Genomic DNA, 22,259 nt, shown 5'->3' on the forward strand with positions numbered 1-22,259 from the left:
ATCTGGTGCATTTTAAAATCGTTTTTGCTTCTTGAAAAATTCAAGGTCAATTTTTCGTGACGTTCACCTGGATGTTACCACTCCTAAAAAAAAACAGTACTTTAGGCCAGAATGTATCAGCAAATAAAATATTTAATTGACAAATTGATGACTAAAGGAGCCAAACCTTTAGCCGTTTTCTTATTGCTTTTAATTTGTTTATCTTCTTCGTGTACAATAAGAAAAGGTATTCAGTCTTTTTTTTCTGGTACAGTTTCTCAACGTACGGGTGCTCATAAATTAATGAAGAACTTACTAGCTAAGCCTGCTCAGTTAATTACCGGACAAGCTGATTGCCTGTCTGCGAATATGAATTCATCTGCTGATGAATTGAGTTTTAAACCAGCTTCTTTAAAGGCCAGCATGGGGATGCTTTTTGCATTTATTCTGCCGGGATTTATTCTTTCTCTTCCCCTTCCTTTAAAAAAATATACTGAGCTGCCAAGACCTGAGTCTCAGCTACGCTGGTCAGTAATCCCGCTGTTTCTGCAAAACAGCTTGTTGTTGATATAGAATTACATCCCCCTGTAATTTTTACCGTTCCGTCTGCGATCAGCCGGAAATACGGTTTCCTGATATCCTCAATTAGTTTCAACTATGATGAATTACAATCTTTATCTGATTGGCATATTTTCTATGCTGATTAGTGTAAGCACTTATGCACAGCAACCAACCGGGCTTACTTTAACCCACGCCTGGGAAATAGCTTATCAAAACTATTCCGGCCTTCTCGCAAAAAATGCAATGCTGGAGGAATCTCAGTATGCACAAAAAGAGATTCAAAGCCGCTCTTTACCACAAATACAGCTACAGCTGCAAAACTCTTATGGTACATTTGCAGGCAGTAATGGCGCATTTTTCCCGGTTCCTGGTGTATTTAATGTAAATGGTACCCAGGCTGGCCAGGAAAATACAACCACCTCAAATACATTCGGATCATTTCTAATGGACTGGAAGTTTTTTGAGTTCGGGAAACAACGCAAAACAATAGCCGCCGCTGGTTATAAAGTCCAGGAAGCTAAAAGTGACTATGATGCAGCCAAATTAGCATTGCAGGTAAAAGTAACCTCACTTTATGTAGGAATACTTTATGCAAATTCAAATCTTGGATGGGCAGACCAACAAGTAAAGAGAGTAAAAGAAATTCTTGATTTAACGGTAAGCCTTGCTGACGCTGGTTTGAAACCTGGTGCAGATACCGCATTGGCCGCATCCTCCTATTTACTGGCAAAAGCCTCAAAAAATGAATGGACTGGTAAGTATAATGCTGGCAAAATCAATTTTTCGGAGGTTGTACCTCTGGCAGAAATTAAATTACCGCAGCAATCTTTTATGCGTTATCAAGCGCTGCAAGTTTCTTCAGATTCCGTTTCATTGCATCACCCTTACTTACAGGTACTAGATAAACAGGTGAAGTATAATGAGGCTCAGGATGAGCTCTCTTCCAGGAAAACACTGCCTTCTTTTTCACTTTTAGGAGGTTTATCGGCCAGGGGAAGCGGCATCGCTGCGGATGGTAAAGTGAATAGGGATTTATCAGCGGGATATGCTAATTCTGCACGCAATTATCTTGTAGGTGTAGGATTAACGTGGAACCTCAGTAATATCTATACTGGTGTCCTGGAAAAGAGGAGGACAGCTCAGGTAGTGCAAGCTTCAAAATTCAGCTATGATTTGCAAAAACTGCAAATGAACAATGCTTTACAAGCGGTAAATAGCAGAATCAGACAGCAATTGAAACAGGTAGCCCATACCCGTCTCGCTCTGGAAAAAGCGCAGGAAGCTTACAATTTGTATCTGTCCAGGTATGAAAGCGGCCTTATTAATTTAACGGAACTGCTACAAATCCAGTCTTTATTACAACAGGTAGAGAAAAATGCTATTGAGGTTCAACAAGAGTTTTGGAGCCTGCTGATAAAAAAAGCCGAACTCTCAGGTGATTTTAGTGCACTGTCCAGTCAATTTTAATTATACAAATGAATATGATCCGTTTTGCATTAAAAAAACCATTAACAGTCATGGTCGCTGTATTGGCCATTGCTTATTTCTCTTTCACGGCAATCAAAAATATCAATGTCGACATTTTTCCTAAGGTCGAGTTGCCTGTCATTTATATTGCCATGCCTTATGGTGGGCTTAGTCCGGCCTATATGGATGGTTTTATGGCCAATGAATTTCAGAAAGTCCTGATTTTTGTTAGTGGGGTCAAAGGCATAGATTTTAAAAGTATACAAGGTTTTACCCTGATGAAAATCAATTTCTACCCGGGAACTGATATGGCACAGGCATCAGGAGAAGTAGCCGCACAGGTTTCCAGGGCAATGGGCTTTTTGCCTCCTGGCGCTGTCCCTCCACAGGTGGTGCGGTTTGATGGCAGTTCTCTTCCTATTGGGCAGTTAGTTTTTGAAAGTACGAAACGCTCTATTACAGAACTTCAAACGTTGGCCCTGACTAAAATAAGACCCATGTTCGTCGCTATTCCCGGGGTAACAGCTCCAGCCCCTTTTGGAGGAAATGTAAGAACAATGGTTGTTAAAGTCAATCCTGAACTCATGCAGTCTTATGGACTGTCTGCGGAGGAAGTAACTACAGCAATTGCCAAAAACAACTTTCCTTCGCCGGCAGGAAATATCAGAATTGGGGATCAAAACCTGATGAGCCCGGTAAACTCTATTGCAAATGGCCCGGAAGACTTCCTGAATATCCCTGTCAGAGTTGGTTCGGGGACAAATGTTTATGTGAAGGACATTGCAGTTGTAGAAGATGCCGCTGATATTACCACAGGTTATGCACTGATTAACGGGAAGCGGTCTGTTTACTTGCCAGTAATCAAAAAAGCGGATGCTTCTACGCTTAAAGTGGTAGAAAATTTAAAGGCATCCATTCCAATGTTAAAGGCCGCATTGCCAGAGGATGTGGATGTTAGATATGTTTTCGATCAGTCTGGTTATATAGAGAAGTCATTGGAGAATCTTGTGCATGAGGGAGTACTTGGTGCATTGTTAACAGGATTGATGGTTTTCTTGTTTTTAGGAGATTCCAGAGGGGCATTAATCGTGGTGCTCACCATTCCTATCGCTATTCTTTCTGCCGTAATTATGCTTTATCTGTTTGGACAGACCATCAATGTGATGACTCTGAGCGGCCTGGCGCTGGCTATAGGAATTCTGGTTGATGAGGCAACGGTAACCATTGAGAACATACATCAGCATTTTGAAATGGAGAAACCAAAACAGCGGGCTATACTGGATGCTTTACTTGAAATATCTGTTCCGAAAATATTGATCTTATTTTGTATCCTGGCTGTGCTTATCCCTTCTTTTTTAATGACAGGGATTCCAAAGGACATGTTTATGCCGCTTTCGCTGGCTGTTGCTTTTGCAATGATCGCTTCTTTTATTGCCTCGCAAACATTCGTTCCCATCTTAGCCAACTGGCTGATGAAACCTGAACAATTTCAACACCATAAAATCAGCTTGCATAAAAAGAAATTAACCAGGTTTGAAAAATTTAAACGCAGGTACTTGCTACTGATCAGATCTGGTCAAAATAAGACCGGGGCTGTAATTGGGAGTTATGCCCTGATTGTACTGCTGCTGATTGGCGCTGGTGGTTTTTATATCGGTACTGATATTCTGCCTGCGAGTAACAGTGGTGATCTGCAATTGCGTATTCTTGCTCCTGAAGGCAGCCGCCTTGAAGTGACAGAGGCGTATTTGAAAAAAGTTACGCAGCTGATCCATGAACAACTCCCTCCGGAAGCCGTTAAAATCAGCTCTGCATTTGTGGGCCTGCAACCCTCCGCTACAGCAATTAACCCTATTTTTCTATTTACTAGCGGCTCACATGAGGCTGTATTACAATTATCAATTGATCAACAGCTATTTAAAGGTTCAATTTCCGGACTTAAAGAAAAAATAAGAAAGGCCGTTCATCAGCAAATCCCGGTATTAAAGATTGGTTTTGAACCTATGGAACTTGTTGAAAAAATAATGAGCCAGGGGGCAATGAACCAAGTTCAGATTAAAGTGGCCGCGGGACAGATAAAGGGTGCAGAGAAATTTGCAAAGCAGCTTGAAGAGGGTTTGCTGAAAGTCCCTTTTTTGAGGGATGTACGTATAGCAGAACCAGTTAATTATCCTGGTGTGGAGATCAATGTTAACAGGGCTCTTGCTGCACAATTTGGCTTGACAATGGACGATGTAACCCGGACTTTGACTATCGCAACTTCTTCTTCGCGGTTTACCAACAAGAATCTCTGGGCCGATCCTAAATCAGGTTTGGTTTTCCAGGTTCAGGTACAAATTCCAGAAGCCGAGATGCATTCACTGGATAAACTTCGCTCTTTGCCTTTAAAATCAGGTCAGCCAAGGCCAGTGTTGGAAGATGTAGCCGAAATCAAGCTGGTTAAACTTCCTGGTCAGGTGAACCGTCAGGGGCCGAACAGGTATGTGACCTTACTGGCAAATATCCACCAAAATGATATGGGTGCAGCGTCAAAAGCAGTTGGGCAGGTGATTAAAGACGTTGGTACGCCACCAAGAGGTGTTATTGTTTCTACAGAAGGATTGGTGCAATTGCTGGAAGAAACACTTTCTGGTTTACAAACCGGGCTATTGGTAGCAATTGTCGTTATCTTTTTAATGCTCACTGCTTATTATCAGTCATTTGCAGTTTCAGGATTAATTTTATCTGTTGTCCCAGCCGTTATTGGGGGAAGCTTGATGTTATTGCTTTTATCTGGAAGTACCCTGAATCTTCAGTCTTATATGGGAATTATTATGTCTGTTGGGGTTTCTGTTTCTAATGCAGTATTAATGATTAACCAGGCAGAAACTAACCGGTTAAAACATGGCATGCAGGCCAGACAAGCTGTTTTTCTTGCTGCATCTTCCCGATTAAGGCCAATCATTATGACAACTATGGCCATGATTGCGGGAATGATCCCAATGGCGATTGGTATGGGAGAAGGCTCCGAGCAGGTTGCTCCACTGGGTCAGGCAGTTATTGGTGGTCTGATTCTGTCAACTTTAACCGCCCTGCTGGTTTTACCGCAGATATACACGCTGATCATGAAAAACAAAACCAGGAATAGTCCGACACTGGATCCTGATGATCCGGAAAATAAGAACCTATTGATTAACCCCGCTATTACACAGGCATAAAAGCCTTAATCAGATATTATATATGAAACTTAACAGTTATACCTTAACGATTTCAATAATGGCTTCTTTAATTTTTGCCAGTTGTTCTTCCGCTGACCAAAAAAAGGAGAAACAGCCACGAGCTCAAAAAGCGAAGACCGAAGCGATGCAATTTATTCACCCTGTTTCTGATCAGCCTTCTTATTCACTTTCTCTGCCTGGAGAACTTAAGCCTTATGAGGAAGTTGTCATTTATCCAAAAGTAAAGGGTTTTGTCAAAAAGATTTTTGTTGACAGAGGCAGCAAGGTTAAAAAAGGACAGCTAATAGCCATTCTGGAAGCACCTGAGCTCAGTCAGCATTATTTATCTGCCCGAGCAGATGAGAACAAATTTCATGAAGATTATTTATATAGTTTTCAAGCTTATGAACGCTTAAAGAAAGCAGCAACCAGAGCCGGAGCTGTTGCTGCGATAGAGCTGGACAAGGCAAGGAGCAAGTTCAGAAGTGATAGTGCTGCTTATGCAGCTGTAAAAGCTACCACAGGTGCTTCGGCACAATTGCAGCAGTATCTAAAAATCAGGGCTCCTTTTGATGGAACGGTTATCCATAAAAATATATCAACAGGGGCTTTAGTTGGCGATAATGCTCCTTTATTTTCAATTGCACAGACCAACCGCCTGAGACTTACTGTTGCTGTACCAGAAAAGCATGTACAGGCTGCAGGCAAAGACACGAAAATATCTTTTACGGTCAGCGATCATCCAGGTCGGCTCTTCTTCTCTGTCCTTTCCCGGAAAAGTGATTTACTACAGCAGGACTCCCGTTCTGTGACTGCAGAATTTGATGTATCAAATACGCAGCATATTTTAAACGGAGGTGAATATGCCCAGGTCAAGTTAACACTTAAAAGACCATATGCAACGCTCTGGGTACCCCTGAGCAGTATTGTAATGGCGCAATCAGGCATCTTTATTGTGAAAATAGAAAATAATAAGAGTAAAAGGATTAGCGTAACGCCTGGCACACGTAAAGGTGAGCTTCAAGAGGTATTTGGCCAGGTAAAGGAAGATGATCAGATTTTAGTTAAGGGTACAGAAGAGCTGGCCGACGGAACTGAGGTTAGCTTGAAATAAAAACAAACAGGGCTATAATTAGTTTATAGTCCTGTAAATAAAAATGAAGCCAATAGCTAAGTTAAATTTTGAATATTTTTATTCAAATTATGTAAATCTGGCAAAACAGATATGAGTTATATTTGTGCTATATGAAAATCCAGCGTTCCATCATGCTTAAGGCAGCCTTTCTGATCTTAGTATTCTTTTTGAATACGGTGGTAGGTTTTGCTTGCGCAATTGGGGCTGACATGGGATTTAACGGAATGCATCATCAGGAAAAGCCCGGCGTTCATCATCAGGTTGCCGGACAAAAGGAACATCATGCTGCTGCTAACCAAATTGCAGCGCACCAAAAAGACAATTGCTGCAAAGATGAAGTTTCAAAGCTGACAACTGCTGATAAAGAGGCACAATCTGTCCCTGGTTACAGTTTTCAACACTCAGTTTCAGCAATTTTTCCTGCACCTGTTTATTTTCAGGATAGTTTAAATTTTATTCCTGCAAATATTCCGAATACTTATTTTGCGAGGCATAGCCGTGCTCCCATTCCGGATGTACGTATTGCCATACAAAGTTTTCAGATTTGATTTTAAGGTTTTTTAATTTTTAACAGGCTTGTCCTGTTATTCTGATCATTCACCTTTAAAATCGATAAGAATGAAACCATCACGATTTTTCAAATTACACGACGAAATGAACCGAGCCTGCGGGCTCTTGAACACAAAAATCAAATCGATACTCGTGAAAAATATAAAATCATGATAGCTTCATAACCGAAGAAAACAAATATATACTAATGAAAAAGATATTTTATATGATTGCGCTTATAGCAGTAATCTTCATACACCCTGTTTCTGCACAGCAAAACACGGATCAATCTACCACATTGTTATCATCTTATTACAGTATTAAAGATGCACTTGTAGCAGACAACGCTAAATTAACTGCCAGCAAAGCGGCTGAATTTGTTAAAATACTGGCTAAAGACGAACTAAAAACAATTGATGCTGCTCAGCAAAAAGGTTTAGTAGCAGCTGCGGGTAAAATCGCTGCCAGCAATGCGTTGAATAGTCAGCGTGACTATTTTGCTGTTTTGTCTGCGCACATGATTTCAACGGCAAAAACATCAAAGCTATCCGCTGAGCCAATTTATGAACTTTATTGCCCAATGAAGAAAAGCAGCTGGTTAAGTAGTAAGCAAGCCATTCAAAACCCTTATTATGGAAGTACTATGCTAACCTGCGGTAAGGTAACAGAAACCATAAAATAACTTATATTTAATAACCTCTGACCTACTGAAGATCAGAGGTTTACAAAAGACTAAAAACATGAAAAATTTCTTGTTAAGCATAGCTATAGCCACTATTTTTTTAAGTGCCTGCACTAGCAACCCGAATCAAAAAACTGTACAGGACACTGCCCTTGCTAAAAAATCAGCAGTTCATGCTTCCTCTTCTCCGATTAACGAAGTAATTAATACCTATTTGCAGCTTAAAAATGCTTTGGCAACTGACAATGACCAGGCAGCTGCAGCAGCTGGTCAGACTTTAAAAACAGCAGTAGAAAAAATCACACCGTCTGCACTCAATCCCGCGCAGTCAAAAATCTTTAATGAGATTGCAGATGACCTTAAAGAACATGGGGAGCATATCGGGGCTAACGCCGGAAACATTAAACATCAGCGGGAACATTTCGAAATGTTAAGTCAGGAAATTTACGAACTAGCTAAAGCCGATGGAAAATCTGGTCAGAAGTTATATTATGACCACTGCCCGATGTATAATAATAAAAAGGGAGGAAATTGGATCAGCGAAACTAAAGAGATCAAGAATCCGTATCTGGGTAAAGAGATGGTTAGCTGCGGAAGCATCAAAGAAGAATTAAACTAGCCTGATGGACCGGGTTAAAGTCATACTGACGATCATGCTGATTTTCTTGATAGCGATACAATTTGTACCGGTGAGCAGCAATCAGGACAGCCAGCTAAAAAAAACAGGCTTTACAAAGATTTATCCTGTACCTGCTAAGGTACAGGCCATCTTAAAAAAGTCATGTGATGACTGTCATAGTAATTATACTCAATATCCCTGGTATGCAAATTTACAGCCGGTAAGCGGATGGATGGCATCACATATCAGTAAGGGTAAAAGAGAACTGAATTTCAGTGAATTCGGCAGTTATTCAAAATACAAACAAAAAAGTAAATTAAAGGCTATCACCAATAGTATTCAGGATGGAACTATGCCTTTAGCTAGTTATACCTTAATTCATAAAAATGCTAAGCTATCTCCGGCGGCTCAGACCTTAGTTATCAATTGGATGGAGCAAACGGAAGACAGTCTTTCCTTAACAAATCAGCAATGAAATCATTAATTATATATATACTATTCACAGGTTTCTTTGGTTTTGCATTCACGCAGGCCCAGGAGAAAAATCACCCGTCAAAGGTGGTTCGTTATGATCTTTATGTCAATGACACGACCGTTAATTACTCCGGGAAACCGAAAATGGCTATGGCGGTCAATGGAAGTATCCCCGGCCCCGCCCTTGTTTTCACAGAAGGTGATACTGCAGAAATATACGTGCATAACCTGATGGATATGGAAACCTCTATTCACTGGCATGGAGTATTCCTGCCTAATCACATGGATGGTGTCCCTTTCTTAACTCAAATGCCAATTAAAGCGCATACTACATTCTTGTATAAATTCCCTGTGATTCAGAATGGCACTTACTGGTATCATAGCCACACGATGCTGCAAGAACAGAGCGGGATGTACGGCGCATTAATCTTCAACAAGAGAAATGAACCTGCTATCCCTGCAATTCCGGTTGTGTTGAGTGACTGGACTGATATGAAACCCGAAGAAGTAGACCGCTCGCTCCACAATGCAAATGATTGGTTTGCTATACGTAAAGGAACTACACAAGGTTATGCAGAGGCGATACAAAAGGGCTATTTTAAAACTAAAGTTGCGAATGAATGGAAGCGGATGAATGCGATGGATGTAAGTGATGTGTACTATGAGAAATTTCTAACGAATGGAAAACATATCAATGAGCAACCTCAGTTTAAAGCCGGAGACAAGGTTAAACTCCGGATTGTTGGCGGTAGTTCATCTACTTATTTCTGGTTAACTTATGCAGGAGGTAAAATTACTGTTGTGGCTAATGATGGTAATGATGTTCAGCCTGTTGAAGTTGACCGGCTGATTATTGCTCCTTCTGAGACTTATGATGTAATTGTCTCTCTTGCTGAGGGAAAAAGTTATGAGTTCTTATCTACGGCCGAAGATCGTACTGGTTCTACTTCTTTGTGGCTGGGCAGTGGAATCAAAGTCGCTGCTAAACCTTTAGGAAAGTTAAAATACTTTGAAGGGATGAAAATGATGAACGGTATGATGAAGATGAATGGTGACATGGAGCCGATGGGTATGGAAATGAGCAATCAGCAAATGGACATGAACGCGGTCATGTATCCGGAAATAACAGGAGACAATTACGGAAAGAAAAAATCACCTGCCGCTAACCAGCCAATGGAAATGCCTGAAATGAAAGGGATGGATATGGGTCAAAAGACTGACCTGGTTACACTCAATTATGGCATGTTAAAAGCTATTGAAAAAACTACATTAAGAAAGGGGCCTGAGAAATTATTGCGTTTTGAGCTGACTGGAAACATGAACCGTTATGTCTGGACTATTGATAATAAAACAGTTTCTGAGTCCGATAAAATCCTGATTAAAAAAGGAGAAAATGTAAAGATCATTTTATACAATAATTCAATGATGCGCCATCCGATGCATTTGCATGGCCATGATTTCCGCGTCTTGAATGGACAAGGTGAATATGCACCTTTAAAGAACGTTCTTGATATTATGCCGATGGAAACCGATACGATCGAATTTGCGGCGACAGAAAGCGGAGACTGGTTTTTTCATTGCCATATATTATACCATATGATGAGTGGCATGGGCAGAATCTTTAGTTATGAGGATTCACCACCTAATTTACTGATCCCAGACCCTAAAGCTGCTATACAGAAATTGTATGCTGATGACAGAAAAATGCATCTGATGGCCAATATTGGTTTAGAAAGTAATGGTAGTGATGGTACAGCCCGGTTAGCGAATACCCGTTACAGTGTTTCTACGGAATGGAGATTGGGCTTAAAGGCAAGTCATGGATTTGAGAGTGAAACCTATTTCGGGCGGTATATAGGTAAAATGCAGTGGTTCATGCCTTTCATTGGTTTCGATTATCATTATAACAGCAGAGAGAATGATAGGGAGAAGAATATGCTTGGACAGTTGACCAATCAGAATAATAGAAAGGCATTTGTGATGGGTATGCAGTACACTTTACCTATGCTGGTAACTGCGGAAGCCAGATTAGATAGTAAAGGAAAATTGCGTTTTCAGTTGAAACGTGAAGATATTCCAATCACCAACAGGTTAAGGTTAAATCTATCCGGAAACACAGACAGAGAATATATGGCTGGTTTCAGGTACGCGATGACTAAATATTTCTCCTTATCTACACACTATGATAGTGATATGGGGTATGGTGGCGGAATAACGATAACCTATTAATAAATAAGGGGAGTGTAATCAATTACACTCCCCTTATTTATTAATAGGTACTTCTGTCTTTTCAACAGATCAAGCAATAAAGACGTTAAAAATTTCAATTTCACAGATAACATTTCTAATTTCACCATCTCAAAGCAATAAAAGATTTAAACAGACCAATATTAATCATGTATTCAAGTAAATGGAAGAAATAAGCTACAGAAATGCCACATTATCTGACCTGGAAACAATTGTAGCCATTTATAATTCAACAGTTTCTTCAAGAATGGTAACGGCTGACACCGAACCTGTAACTATAGAGAGTAAAATAAAATGGTTTGAACAACATACAGCAGATAAACATCCACTTTGGATAATTGAAAACAAAAATAAAGAGACTATTGGCTGGATAAGCTTACAAGCTTTTTATGGCAGACCTGCATATAATGGTACTGCAGAAATAAGTATTTACCTGGATGAGAATCAACGTGGCAAAGGAATGGGTAAAAGAACATTGGCCGATTCATTGAGTCGTTGCGCTGCGCTGGGAATAACTACTGTTTTAGGATTTATTTTTGCACACAATGAGCCTAGTTTAAGATTATTCAGACATTTTGGTTTTGAAGACTGGGGCACATTACCAAATATAGCTGTACTTGATGGCGAAGAGAAAAGTCTTAAAATATTAGGGAAAAGAACTTCAGCTTAATAAAAAGTAATTTTAAGAGCAAACAGGACGTGCCGGTTTATTGAGACGTCCTGTTTGTTCTTTTATTGAGCAAGAGAGAAACTGATCGGAATATTATACCTTACCCGAACCTTTCTTCCATTCTGAAAACCAGGGGTCCATACCGGGCTTGCTTTTAATACACGGATAGCTTCTTCATCAGTACCATACCCCAATTTCCTTTCTACCTTGATATCCGTCAGTTTACCGTTTGTTTCTACGATGAAAGACACGAAAACTTTACCCTGCACATTAGCTTCCTGAGCCGCTTCAGGAAACCTTATCGCCTTGGAGAGGTAAGTATAAAATTGAGCTATTCCTCCCGGAAAAGCAGGCTGAACCTCCAGATTTACAAAATCGTAAACCTTTGGATCGTCCTCAACAGCCGCTTGTTTTGCAAGTCCATCACCGGTTGGCCCTGTCACAACAACTTGTCCATCCGGATCACCAACAATGTCTTTCTGTCCCGGATTTGCATTCACAAGATCCTTAATCTGCACCGGATCTGTTTCAACCTCTTTGTCCACAACTATTGGCGGCGGGAATTTAACACTAGTCTCTTTAGCACGAGGCGGTACCACTGCAGCAGGTGGCGGAGTTTCATGCTTAACTACCGGAGGAGTAGCCTGAACGGTTACCACTCTGGTTATCTCCTGATGTTCATCTAATGTAGTATTGCCTTTAATCAAGCTAATAATCTTAGGGGATAAAAATAGCAGGATAAAAAGTGTTCCTGCAATAAAAAGTGCTTTAACTGTGTCAGAAGAACTTTGTCTGCGGAGCATATAAGCACCATAACTTTTGTTTTTCTGATCAAATACTACATCAAGCCACTCACTGCCAAATAAATCGATTTTTGAACCTAACATTGCTTTAAAATTTAGAGGTTAGCACTATACTATAAAATACTTCTTGCTCATTTATAATATGGATGCCGCTCCTTGTGTCTTTCCATAAGCTTAATCAATATTTCTTTTTTGGCTATAAAAATATTTTCAGACCACTGGATATTAAAATCATTCTATCTTTGGAAAAGATAAGTTCCATTTCGATGAAAAGCGCAATTAAAAATCTCTTAATACTGGGTTTTACCCTAATGTCAGCAGTCACCTTTGCACAAAACAAAATGCAAAGCCTGAATGAACTAATTAATCAAACAGATCCTGCCTGGCCCTTAGTTCAGAAGTGGATTGACTCTGCAAAGAATAAAGTTCAGGTGCTTGAATTTGATTCAGCTGAAGCAAAAAATGTATTGTTCAACACCCAGGTTTCCACCTACTCCACTTTGGGTGCAGTCATTTACAATAGCGGTGGAATTATGGTTGATGATGGCTGGTTAAGAATTCTGGGATCAGGAAGCAAAAAACTAAACCGGTCTGTTTCAGAATGGAACAAAGGAAAGACCATCCAGGAATATGGGGATAAACCAGCCTATCTTTTAGTAGCAGATGACGCTGCCGGTGGTTTTTTTGCGATAAACTATGGTGCATTTGGAGAAGACTTAAAGAATGTTTATTACCTGGCTCCTAACAGTTTAAAATGGGAACCGCTTGGTCTTGGTTATAGTGAATTTATCCGTTTCTGTTTTGACAGCGACTTGTCTGCGTTTTATAAAGGCTTAAGGTGGTCCACATGGAATCAATTCATTGCGAACCTGGATGGAAGTAAATCTTATAGTTTCCGCCCCTACTTATGGTCAGAAGAAGGAACAGATATAGAAAAATGCAAGCGGAAATTAGTCTCAACTGAAGATCTTTTTAAGTTTAATATGGAAAAACAAAAAGAACTGAGTGCTAAAGGCGCTACTGAATCGCAATAAAAACTATAAAAAGAAACTCAGCCTTGCTTTGCATAAGGTTTACCTTCAATTATAATTAAATAAATTAATATGCAATTTATATCAATAAGGTTTTCTGCCAACGAACCTGATTACAGCGCTTTTTCCAATATGATATTCTCCTTCATTTAAAAATGCTTCCGCTTCCTCCAAAATCAATGATTCATAATCTTCAAAATCAGCAGCTATTTCTGCTTTAGAGAACAGCATATCAATATCTTTGGGCCCGCCAACTTTAGGGTCTAGCGTGTTCAGTTCTAAATGCTTTTTACTGAAACCTTCCAGAATAATGATGCCTCCTGGTTTAAGATAGTTATCTAATTTTTTATGAAGCAGGGACTTCCTGTCAGCTGCAAAGTGTGCATAGATGAGTCCAATGGCATCAAATGATTCTTTTTCGAATCCAAGCTGTTCCAAATCTCCAACGATATACTCCATGGTGACGTGCTTCTCTTCAGCAAGTTTTAAAGCCTTTGATTTTCCTGCTGTACTCAGATCCAACGAAGTGACTTTTCCACCCAAGTTGAGCAGCAAATACTCCATTACGCCCTTCGCCGTCGGCAGGCATTAACATAGATCCGGGTTCAATTTTGTAAAGCCATTCTTTAAAAAACAAATTAGGGCCTTTTCCGTAAGCGTAATGCTCTTCCTGATAACGGTTATTCCATTTATTTTCAGCTTCTTCGTCTACAGACTTATTCATATATATTGATTTAAAACTTTCCGGTACTAAATTCTTGCTACAAAATTAACTTCTGATTTCATTCAGAAGACAGGACAAAAAAATAGTTTTACAGGATTTATTTTAAGTTATGTCTGAACAGTTGAGGCGAATACCCAGTATGTTTTTTAAAGAACCTGATGAAGTAGGAAACATCTTCATATCCTAAGTGACAGGCAATTTGATTGATTTGATTCGCTGTTGCCAGAAGATTTCTTTTAGCTTCCAATATCATATACGCATTAATGAGCGCTGAGCAAGTTTTGCCCAGCATTGACTTAGCGATTGAATTAAGCTGATAAGCAGAAAGATTTAGCATAGCTGCATATTGAGCTACTTGCTTATGTTCAAAAGCATGTCTTTCTAATAGTGCTGAGAATTTCTCCATTATTTCCTGCGAATAAAGGCTATGATGCGCTGAGATAACACTGGTTTGCTGTCTGACAAGCTCAATTAAGAAAATGTCCATGTTTGCTTTAATAACTTCCTGATAACGCTGTTCTTTACTGGCATATTCCTGAAGGATATCATTTAATATGATCTGAAGCTTTTGAAATTTATCAGGATTAAATTGATAACAATTGAGACTAGTTGCTTTTCTCAATAGCTGGCCTGATACTTTTTCGTTGGAGAAACAGAATTCATTCCCAAATTGTATCAGATAACCCGTACTTTCCGCTTTTAACTGGAATTGGTGCACCTGCCCCGGACGCATGAAGAACACCGAATGATCACAAACAGTATAAGCTGTGAAATCAATTTCATGATGACCAATACCTTTCTTTAAAATGAGAACATAAAAGAAGTCATGCCTGTGAAGTTCCTGTAGCATATCTTTTCCAGCAAGCACGTCACTGATATCCCTGATACTAAAGTTCCCGGATAAATCCGGTTCTTTTCTTGTTTCATTTATATGTCTGATTGGTATGGTTTCCATTTTAACGTAATTGACATCAAGTCAAATGTAATTACATTTTGTAAAACAATGCAGCTACACTTTTAAAGAAGACCTGATCTGGGAACCAGGGTAAGTATCAGCAAGTGTCGTCAGAAAATAGTCAAATAATTATAAAAGCAAGGAGTTATAGTACTGATCACAGGAAAAACAAATACATTTGAAAACATACTAACTAGTATCTTATGAAGAAGTCAGCGCAAACACGTTTCAGCATATTAGAAAAATCATTTGAATTGATTTATGTCAAAGGCTATCAATCAACCAGTATTGATGACATTCTTTCTTCTATGGAAGTAACTAAGGGTGCTTTTTTTTATCACTTTAAAAATAAGGAAGAAATGGGGCTGGCGTTAATTGCTGATATCCTCCATCCGCAGATGAAACACTTTTTGATAGACCCGCTGAATTCCTCAGAAGATCCGATAAAAAACATCTATCAAATGATAGCAAACCTGTTGAAAGATACAGTGAATTTCGATGTCAGATATGGCTGTCCAGCTGTTAACTTGATCGAGGAAATGAGCCCGCTGAATACTGCATTCCACAAACATTTAAAGGACATCGTAATCGAATGGACTGGCGCAATAGAAAAATGCCTCCTCAAAGGAAAAGAAAATGGAAAGATTGGCTTGATGGTAAACCCGGCAGATGCAGCTGCTTATATTGTATCGGGATATGCAGGGATTAGAAATATGGGCAAAATGTTGGGTACATCAGTCTACCAGGCTTACCTTAAACAGTTCAAACTATATCTTAACAGTTTAAACTAAAAAAATTTTGCCCTTTTAACATACCAACTAGTATGTTATACAATTCAATTATTCTTATGTTTTCAATTCTACTCCTTTTTCATTCCATCATCAGATGGCTGGTTTTAATCAGTCTAAGTGTCACCATTTACAGGTCAGCAACCTCCCTGTCAGCTAAAAAACAATTTACCAGGACAGATGACCTGTACAGGCATTGGACCGCAACAGTTGTCCATCTACAATTTATGCTCGGAATGGCTATGTATTTCAAAAGCCCTGCTGTAGCCCGTTTCAAAATAATTGGCATAGATACAGCCAGAGGAATTACTGAATCAACTTTTTTTGGGATCATACATATATCAATGATGATAGCAGCAGTGGTTCTTGTGACTTTAGGTTCAGCATTTGCCAAAAGGTATCAAGAGGATACCAAAAAATTCAACACGCTGCTTTTCTATTTTGGTATAGCACTATTGATCATTCTGGCTGCAATTCCATGGCCATTTTCACCACTGGCACAACGTCCATTCTTAAGAACCTTATAAAATATAATCACATGTTCAAACTATTCAAAACAAACATCGGTCGTTTAAGACTGATTGGACTACTAGAGGGTATATCTCTTTTAATTCTGGTGGGAATTGCGGTACCGCTAAAATATGGGCTCCATCAACCTGCACTTGTCAGTAAAATGGGCCCTGTACATGGTACTCTTTTCCTGTTGTTTGTCTTCAATACCTTTAGTGTTGCCATACAGCAGAAGTGGGACAAAACTACTACAGTTAAAATTCTTCTCTCCTGCCTCATTCCTTTTGGCACCTTTTATATAGATTATAAAATTTTAAGACCTGCCTATGAACAGGATATCAATATAAGTAAGGGTGTATGAGATCAAAGATCATTGTAGTGCTTACACTTGCCCTGCCCGTTTGTTATGTTTTATCCTGTAATAAGAATGCCAAAACCATAGCAAATAATCAGCAGGCATTTCCTCAATCCATCTCTTCATTGGAACTTTTTAAAGGCCGGCTGGATTCTCTTATACCTGCACAAGGTGTAGAAATTTATCAACTTTCCTCTACTCTGTTCACTGACTATGCGGAAAAACAACGTTTGATAAAAATCCCTTCAGGTAAGAAGCTGAGATTGAATGGTGATGGATTACCGGAATTCCCCGAAGGCACTATACTGGCGAAGACTTTTTTTTATCCACGTGCAAAGAGAGGAAAGACTATAGGGCGCCAACTCTTAGAAACCAGAATACTGCGTTTAAAAAACGGCAAATGGTCGGCGGGTACCTACAAATGGAATCAGGCTCAGAATGATGCCATATATGATCCTTCGGGCACTGACGTTAATCTAGAATGGGTAGACCGGAATAATGGTTCCCACCAGGTAAAGTATCATATACCATCCGCAAAGGAGTGCATTAGTTGTCATCAATCTTTTGATGAAATTGTTCCGATCGGCCCCAAAGGAATGAACTTAAACAGAGAGATCAGAATTGGGAAGAAAAAAATGAATCAATTGACCTATATGGAGGCGCAAGGAAAATTAACACCGGAAAAGAGCATCCACAAAATATCTCAACTACCAGATTATGAGGACAAAAATATTAATCTAGAACACCGGGCCAGAGCCTATATGGAAATCAACTGTGCACATTGCCATAACGCAGGCGGTATGGCTTACAGACAATCCATCTTGTTAAATTATCAGGTACCCTTAAAAGAATCAGGAATACCATTCAATAAGAACAACATTATTGATCGTATGGGTAATATGGGACAATTCCATATGCCAAAGTTGGGTACAACTGTCTTAGATAAGCAGGGTGTAGCGCTGATCAGAAAATATATAGCAAGCTTGAATTAATACAACAGCACTATTTGTTGTGATTATTTAACTAAAATTAATCTATTATCTATAAATTTTATTATATTTAATTTAAGCCTCTAGTAATTCGTGGCTGACTTAACAAAACTTAAAATAACTAGTATGAAAACTTTAAATGAAGTTCAAAAACTGTCAAGAAAAGACATGAGAGATGTTATGGGCGGAAGAAAACCAATTCCACCTACAGGTTGCCGTTGTTTTTGTTATGAAGGCAGTGTAAAAACACAGAACTCCTGCACTTCTTTTTGTCCGGACGGCACTATTCCAGGAATAGATTCTCTAGGAGATAACGGTGAAAGCTGCGGCAGTCCTGTTCATTAGTTGATTTGATTAACTAAAAGAATGCCTTCAGCAGATAGTTGACTGCCCCCAAAAAGTTAGATACTATTTGAGGCAGTCTATTGCCTGAAGGCATTCTTTTAGTGTTGATTATTCCGAGCTGATTTTTAAGTTTCTCCAATTCCCATCAGCACCATTTCCTACCCAGTAACCAATCATTTTTCCACCTGTACGGGTCAATGACTTCACTTTAAGAGCTGGCCGTTTACTGTTATTTACATAAACGCTGACCAACTCCCCGGCTACAATTATTTTTACATGAAACCATTGATTTGGATCAGGCGCAGGTAAAACCAGCTGTTCAAATTGATTAGGAAAACCAGTCCGAAGCTTTGGCCAGTCATATCCTGGCAGTGCAATGTACTGTACTGCATGAGACTTCCTGCCCAGATCGGTTGACCGGAAATTAAAAGGCCTGAAATAAACGGATTCATAAATACTATCATTTACTCCATGAAAGGCAATTCCCAGAAAACTGCCTTGAAACTCATCCTTTCCTTTAACATCAAATTCAATTACCCCTTTGTCAAATACCTGACCATTAATCCAGGCAATACCGGCACCCTCTGCTTTATTCAAGTGTACAACTCCGGATTTTCTGTCCAGACTAATTATCCTGTTGATCACTGTAAATTTCTTATTTAAATCCTGGGCCCTGGCAACTTTGAAGCCCCCCATTATGCAGCTCATCAGCAATAAAACAGCAGTTTGGTAAGTTCTTTTTTTCAAGAGACGAAGATGTCCTGATAAACTGGTTACTATTTTTGTCATAAATTATTATACTTTTAAATGAACAGATCCGGCAAATGTGAATAATAACTAAATAAAAGACGATTCAATGTCGCGCCAAGTACGCACAAACGCATGCAAGTTTATAATTGACTAAAATTAAAATGAATAACAGCCCGGAAATAATACCTATCAAAAAGTGTTTAGAACTAATAGAAAGCAAACTAAACCGTGGCAAAAGCAGTGAATGGACTAGCTATGATTTTGAAAAACTTAGCGATGATATCCAAAAAAACACAGGTATACTATTAAGTGTAACTACCCTAAAAAGATTATGGGGGAAATTAAAATATGGCAATATACCAACCACCACAACCTTAAATACATTAGCGAAATTTGCGGGGTATAGTGATTGGCGGGAATTCAAACAAAGAGCGGCTGTAGTGCATTTGTCAACTCCGGTTTCGGAAAACTTACCGTCAGAGACCACTGTAAAGAAAGCAAGTATAAAATGGAAGTATTGGTTGCCAGGCTTCTCCGTGTTACTACTTATAAGTTATGCAATATTTTTATCATCCACTAAAACCAAAGCTTCCGTTGATAATTCAAGCTATAAATTCAGCAGTGATAAAATCAAAACAACAGGTGTACCAAACTCGGTTATTTTTACTTACGATGCGGCGGCGGCTGGCGCAGATTCTGTATTTATTAGCCAATCGTGGGATATAACGCGGAAGATAGCGGTATCAAAGCAGCAAAATACTTTTTCTGCGATCTACTATAATCCAGGATATTACAGGGCAAAGCTGATTATTGGTAAACAGCTAGTAAAAGAGCATGATTTGATGATTTCATCAGACGGTTGGCTGGCCATGATCTATAATCATAAGGGTGTTCCATTATATTTCAAAAAAAATGAGGTACTAAAAGACAATAAGATAGAGGTTAACCAAGAAGTACTCTCCAGGTATAATGTTCCTTTACAGCCAATGTTGCCAGCCTTGCGCTTTTATAATGTAAGGGATATGGGAGATCTTAAGACTGATAATTTCAGGTTTGAGACTACACTAAAAAGTGATTTCCATCAGGGTAATGCCGCCTGTCAGCGCGTTGAAATACTGATTCTTTGTAAGGATGAAACGATCATTATTCCACTTTGTTCTAAAGGTTGTGCAGGTGATCTTTCTCTTTATGCAGCCGGTACCACAGTGGAGAGCAAGTCTGCAGATCTTTCAAAATTTGGCTGTAATCTGGATCAATGGGTACAACTGAAAGTAGAGAGTAAAAACAGGCATATGCGTTTTTTGATCAACGGCGAAGAGGCTTATTCACTTAATTTCTTCGGTAAGCCCGCTGCAATTGTCGGAGTCCAATACCGCTTCAATGGTACTGGTGCAGTGAAAAACACCAGGTTCAGCAATGGTGAAAAAACTATTGATTTGTAGAAGAATAAATTAAACACCAGCTATAATTGCTGATAGCTGGTGTTCTTTTTAAAGCTATTGAATAGAAGATTTAACTTTTAATAAAAGCTAAAAGATCTGCATTAATAGTTGCAGCTTCTGTTGTTGGCATTCCGTGAGGGAAACCTGGATAGGAAATAAGTTTTCCATTCTTTAAAAGCTTCACCGCTTTCGCCCCTGAAATAGGAAAAGGAACAATCTGATCATCCTCACCATGCAGAACAAGTACAGGGATGTCTACACTTTTAAGATCCTCAGTGAAATCTGTTTCTGAAAAAGCTTTAATACCATCATGATGCGCTTTTACTCCACCCATCATTCCCTGGCGCCACCAGTTATCTCTGACACCCTGGGATATTTTTGCGCCTTCACGATTATAGCCATAAAATGGAATCGTAAAATCCTGAAAATACTGTGCGCGCTGAGTTGCAGTTCCTTCACGGATCTCATCAAAAACAGCGGAAGGAACACCATCCGGATTATTTTCAGATTGTATCATTATTGGGGTAACAGCACTTATAAGTACTGCTTTTGCTACACGACCTTGCCCATACTTTGCTACGTACCGGATAACTTCACCGCCACCAGTGGAGTGGCCTATATGTATCGCATCTTTCAATTCCAGTGCTTGTGTAAGCTCGGCAACATCAGCCGCATAGGTATCCATATCGTGTCCGCCAGAAGCCTGACCTGATCTTCCATGTCCTCTGCGGTCATGCGCAATAACCCTGTATCCTTGTTTCAGGAAAAACATCATTTGTCCATCCCAATCATCACCGGATAAAGGCCATCCATGATGAAAAAAAAGTGGTTGCCCGGTTCCCCAGTCTTTGTAATAAATTTCAGTGCCGTCTTTTACTGTAATTTTACCCATTTCTTTTAATTTTAATTTCTGTATTTAATACAATTAAGAAGCTGTACTTGTTTGACCCTTTATTCATTATACAATCAGGATGTTACATAAAATACTTATCGCTGCGCTTTAAAATATGTAATTTGAATTTTCAAAACCTTGATTGCTTATGGGATACAACCGAAGACATTTTATAGGAAATAGTCTTGCGGTAACAACTGCACTACTTTTACCTGCATTGGATATATTCGGATCGTCCAAAATGGTCACCGATAAGCTGGAAAAAGGCTTTTCATTAAAGATTATGGCACCTTACTGGGGCTTTAACGGATCTGTAACCGATTTTTGTAAAAAAGCAAAAAACGATGGATATGATGGGATAGAAATTTTATGGCCGGCTGATTTCAGCAAGCAAAAAGAATTATTTACAGCCTTAAAAGAGCATCAGTTGGCTGCGGGCTTTCTATGCCGGGGAGACGAGCCAATTCCGGACAGCAATTTTACAACTTTTAAGAAGGTAATTATAGCAGCAGCTGAAAACAAATACCAGTCGCCACTATACCTCAATGTACATTCAGGAAAGGACTTTTTTACTTACGAGGAAAACAAACGGTTTATCGATTTCACGGTTAATTATTCAAAAAAGACGGGGGTTCCCATTTATCATGAAACCCACAGATCGCGTATGCTCTATTCAGCACCCGCAGCGCTCCCTTATTTACAAAAAAATCCTGAGTTGAGACTCACACTGGATATCTCTCATTGGTGTAATGTTAGTGAAAGCCTGCTTGAAGATCAGCCAGCTACCGTTGAACTGGCTATTTCCCGGACAGACCATATTCACTCCCGTGTTGGACATGCTGAAGGCCCTCAAGTCAGCGATCCCCGTGCCCCAGAATGGAAAGCTGAGGTGGCGGCTCATTTTGCCTGGTGGGATAAAGTTGTTGCCTTCAAAAAAGAACAAGGCAAAATGCTCACGATGTTAACTGAATTTGGCCCTCCTTCTTATATGCCAACAATTCCTTTTACGAATCGTCCTGTTGCCGATCAGTGGGAAATAAATGTGTATATGATGCAGGCCTGGAAAAAAAGGTACCTCTGAATCATACCAAAATA

Annotated in this window: 24 protein-coding genes; 18 read left to right on the plus strand and 6 right to left on the minus strand. The window is 39.4% G+C overall.

Annotated features, from left to right (window positions below; all coding sequences use genetic code 11):
• Positions 1 to 282: 282 nt before the first annotated feature.
• The 10 genes from ABIB30_RS15425 (at position 283) to ABIB30_RS15470 (ending at position 11,580) form a co-directional block, all read left to right on the plus strand.
• Complete coding sequence (locus ABIB30_RS15425) at positions 283 to 552, plus strand: hypothetical protein (RefSeq protein ID WP_354303493.1); 270 nt, start codon at positions 283 to 285, stop codon at positions 550 to 552.
• 84 nt (positions 553 to 636) lie between these two features.
• Complete coding sequence (locus ABIB30_RS15430; RefSeq protein WP_354303495.1) at positions 637 to 2,007, plus strand: TolC family protein; 1,371 nt, start codon at positions 637 to 639, stop codon at positions 2,005 to 2,007.
• A gap of 8 nt (positions 2,008 to 2,015) precedes the next feature.
• Positions 2,016 to 5,204 (plus strand): efflux RND transporter permease subunit, encoded by a 3,189-nt coding sequence (locus tag ABIB30_RS15435; RefSeq protein WP_354303497.1) that lies wholly within the window; start codon positions 2,016 to 2,018, stop codon positions 5,202 to 5,204.
• Positions 5,205 to 5,226: 22 nt separating this feature from the next.
• Positions 5,227 to 6,318, plus strand: coding sequence for an efflux RND transporter periplasmic adaptor subunit (locus ABIB30_RS15440; RefSeq protein ID WP_354303499.1), 1,092 nt, complete (start codon positions 5,227 to 5,229; stop codon positions 6,316 to 6,318).
• Positions 6,319 to 6,449: 131 nt separating this feature from the next.
• Entirely contained in the window at positions 6,450 to 6,887 is a 438-nt protein-coding gene (locus tag ABIB30_RS15445) for a hypothetical protein (RefSeq protein WP_354303501.1), read from the plus strand.
• A gap of 209 nt (positions 6,888 to 7,096) precedes the next feature.
• Positions 7,097 to 7,570, plus strand: a complete 474-nt coding sequence (locus tag ABIB30_RS15450) for a DUF3347 domain-containing protein (protein ID WP_354303503.1) — start codon at positions 7,097 to 7,099, stop codon at positions 7,568 to 7,570.
• A gap of 58 nt (positions 7,571 to 7,628) precedes the next feature.
• Positions 7,629 to 8,189 (plus strand): DUF3347 domain-containing protein, encoded by a 561-nt coding sequence (locus tag ABIB30_RS15455; protein WP_354303505.1) that lies wholly within the window; start codon positions 7,629 to 7,631, stop codon positions 8,187 to 8,189.
• A gap of 4 nt (positions 8,190 to 8,193) precedes the next feature.
• Positions 8,194 to 8,664 carry a heme-binding domain-containing protein gene (locus tag ABIB30_RS15460; RefSeq protein WP_354303507.1) on the plus strand — a complete coding sequence of 157 codons (471 nt, stop codon included), beginning with the start codon at positions 8,194 to 8,196 and terminating at the stop codon, positions 8,662 to 8,664.
• Positions 8,661 to 10,892, plus strand: coding sequence for a multicopper oxidase domain-containing protein (locus tag ABIB30_RS15465; protein WP_354303509.1), 2,232 nt, complete (start codon positions 8,661 to 8,663; stop codon positions 10,890 to 10,892). Before ABIB30_RS15460 ends, ABIB30_RS15465 begins: the two co-directional genes overlap by 4 nt.
• 181 nt (positions 10,893 to 11,073) lie before the next feature.
• A complete protein-coding gene (locus ABIB30_RS15470; protein ID WP_354303511.1) occupies positions 11,074 to 11,580 on the plus strand; it encodes a GNAT family N-acetyltransferase in 507 nt (168 codons plus the stop codon).
• Between the two features lie 62 nt (positions 11,581 to 11,642).
• Here the strand turns inward: ABIB30_RS15470 and ABIB30_RS15475 are convergent, their stop codons facing one another.
• Positions 11,643 to 12,467: an energy transducer TonB gene (locus tag ABIB30_RS15475; RefSeq protein WP_354303512.1), complete on the minus strand. Its 825-nt coding sequence runs from the start codon at positions 12,465 to 12,467 to the stop codon at positions 11,643 to 11,645.
• A gap of 227 nt (positions 12,468 to 12,694) precedes the next feature.
• On the opposite strand from ABIB30_RS15475, the gene ABIB30_RS15480 reads away from it, so the two are divergent.
• The gene (locus ABIB30_RS15480) at positions 12,695 to 13,417 is read left to right on the plus strand and encodes a DUF2625 domain-containing protein (RefSeq protein WP_354303514.1); all 723 of its coding nucleotides are present in this window, start codon (positions 12,695 to 12,697) and stop codon (positions 13,415 to 13,417) included.
• Between the two features lie 81 nt (positions 13,418 to 13,498).
• On the opposite strand, the gene ABIB30_RS15485 is transcribed toward ABIB30_RS15480, so the two are convergent.
• The 3 genes from ABIB30_RS15485 to ABIB30_RS15495 all read right to left on the minus strand — a co-directional run bounded on the left by ABIB30_RS15485 (position 13,499) and on the right by ABIB30_RS15495 (position 15,093).
• The gene (locus ABIB30_RS15485) at positions 13,499 to 13,936 is read right to left on the minus strand and encodes a methyltransferase domain-containing protein (protein ID WP_354303516.1); all 438 of its coding nucleotides are present in this window, start codon (positions 13,934 to 13,936) and stop codon (positions 13,499 to 13,501) included.
• Positions 13,890 to 14,138 (minus strand): hypothetical protein, encoded by a 249-nt coding sequence (locus tag ABIB30_RS15490; protein WP_354303518.1) that lies wholly within the window; start codon positions 14,136 to 14,138, stop codon positions 13,890 to 13,892. The genes ABIB30_RS15485 and ABIB30_RS15490 overlap by 47 nt, the downstream gene beginning before the upstream one ends.
• 97 nt (positions 14,139 to 14,235) lie before the next feature.
• Positions 14,236 to 15,093 carry a helix-turn-helix domain-containing protein gene (locus tag ABIB30_RS15495; protein ID WP_354303520.1) on the minus strand — a complete coding sequence of 286 codons (858 nt, stop codon included), beginning with the start codon at positions 15,091 to 15,093 and terminating at the stop codon, positions 14,236 to 14,238.
• A 203-nt stretch (positions 15,094 to 15,296) separates the two neighbouring features.
• Here ABIB30_RS15495 and ABIB30_RS15500 point away from each other — a divergent pair, with 203 nt between their 5' ends.
• From ABIB30_RS15500 to ABIB30_RS15520, 5 genes are all read left to right on the plus strand, one after another.
• Positions 15,297 to 15,884: a TetR family transcriptional regulator gene (locus tag ABIB30_RS15500; protein ID WP_354303522.1), complete on the plus strand. Its 588-nt coding sequence runs from the start codon at positions 15,297 to 15,299 to the stop codon at positions 15,882 to 15,884.
• A 56-nt stretch (positions 15,885 to 15,940) separates the two neighbouring features.
• Positions 15,941 to 16,408 carry a hypothetical protein gene (locus tag ABIB30_RS15505; RefSeq protein WP_354303524.1) on the plus strand — a complete coding sequence of 156 codons (468 nt, stop codon included), beginning with the start codon at positions 15,941 to 15,943 and terminating at the stop codon, positions 16,406 to 16,408.
• Between the two features lie 11 nt (positions 16,409 to 16,419).
• Positions 16,420 to 16,752: a DUF3817 domain-containing protein gene (locus tag ABIB30_RS15510; RefSeq protein WP_354303526.1), complete on the plus strand. Its 333-nt coding sequence runs from the start codon at positions 16,420 to 16,422 to the stop codon at positions 16,750 to 16,752.
• The gene (locus tag ABIB30_RS15515; protein WP_354303528.1) at positions 16,749 to 17,738 is read left to right on the plus strand and encodes a hypothetical protein; all 990 of its coding nucleotides are present in this window, start codon (positions 16,749 to 16,751) and stop codon (positions 17,736 to 17,738) included. The genes ABIB30_RS15510 and ABIB30_RS15515 overlap by 4 nt, the downstream gene beginning before the upstream one ends.
• Positions 17,739 to 17,828: 90 nt before the next feature.
• Positions 17,829 to 18,080, plus strand: coding sequence for a TIGR04149 family rSAM-modified RiPP (locus tag ABIB30_RS15520; RefSeq protein WP_354303530.1), 252 nt, complete (start codon positions 17,829 to 17,831; stop codon positions 18,078 to 18,080).
• 108 nt (positions 18,081 to 18,188) lie between these two features.
• Here ABIB30_RS15520 and ABIB30_RS15525 read toward each other — a convergent pair whose 3' ends face one another.
• Entirely contained in the window at positions 18,189 to 18,869 is a 681-nt protein-coding gene (locus ABIB30_RS15525; protein WP_354303533.1) for a hypothetical protein, read from the minus strand.
• Positions 18,870 to 18,991: 122 nt separating this feature from the next.
• Here ABIB30_RS15525 and ABIB30_RS15530 point away from each other — a divergent pair, with 122 nt between their 5' ends.
• On the plus strand, positions 18,992 to 20,272 hold the full coding sequence (locus tag ABIB30_RS15530; RefSeq protein ID WP_354303535.1) for a hypothetical protein: 1,281 nt from the start codon (positions 18,992 to 18,994) through the stop codon (positions 20,270 to 20,272).
• 70 nt (positions 20,273 to 20,342) lie between these two features.
• Here ABIB30_RS15530 and ABIB30_RS15535 read toward each other — a convergent pair whose 3' ends face one another.
• Complete coding sequence (locus ABIB30_RS15535) at positions 20,343 to 21,164, minus strand: alpha/beta fold hydrolase (RefSeq protein ID WP_354303536.1); 822 nt, start codon at positions 21,162 to 21,164, stop codon at positions 20,343 to 20,345.
• Between the two features lie 148 nt (positions 21,165 to 21,312).
• Between ABIB30_RS15535 and ABIB30_RS15540 the strand changes: the two genes are divergently transcribed.
• Positions 21,313 to 22,245 carry a sugar phosphate isomerase/epimerase family protein gene (locus tag ABIB30_RS15540; protein ID WP_354303538.1) on the plus strand — a complete coding sequence of 311 codons (933 nt, stop codon included), beginning with the start codon at positions 21,313 to 21,315 and terminating at the stop codon, positions 22,243 to 22,245.
• Positions 22,246 to 22,259 lie beyond the last annotated feature (14 nt).

Origin of the sequence: Pedobacter sp. UYP1 (assembly GCF_040547305.1) — a bacterium.
In the GTDB taxonomy this organism is placed as follows: Bacteria; Bacteroidota; Bacteroidia; order Sphingobacteriales; family Sphingobacteriaceae; genus Pedobacter.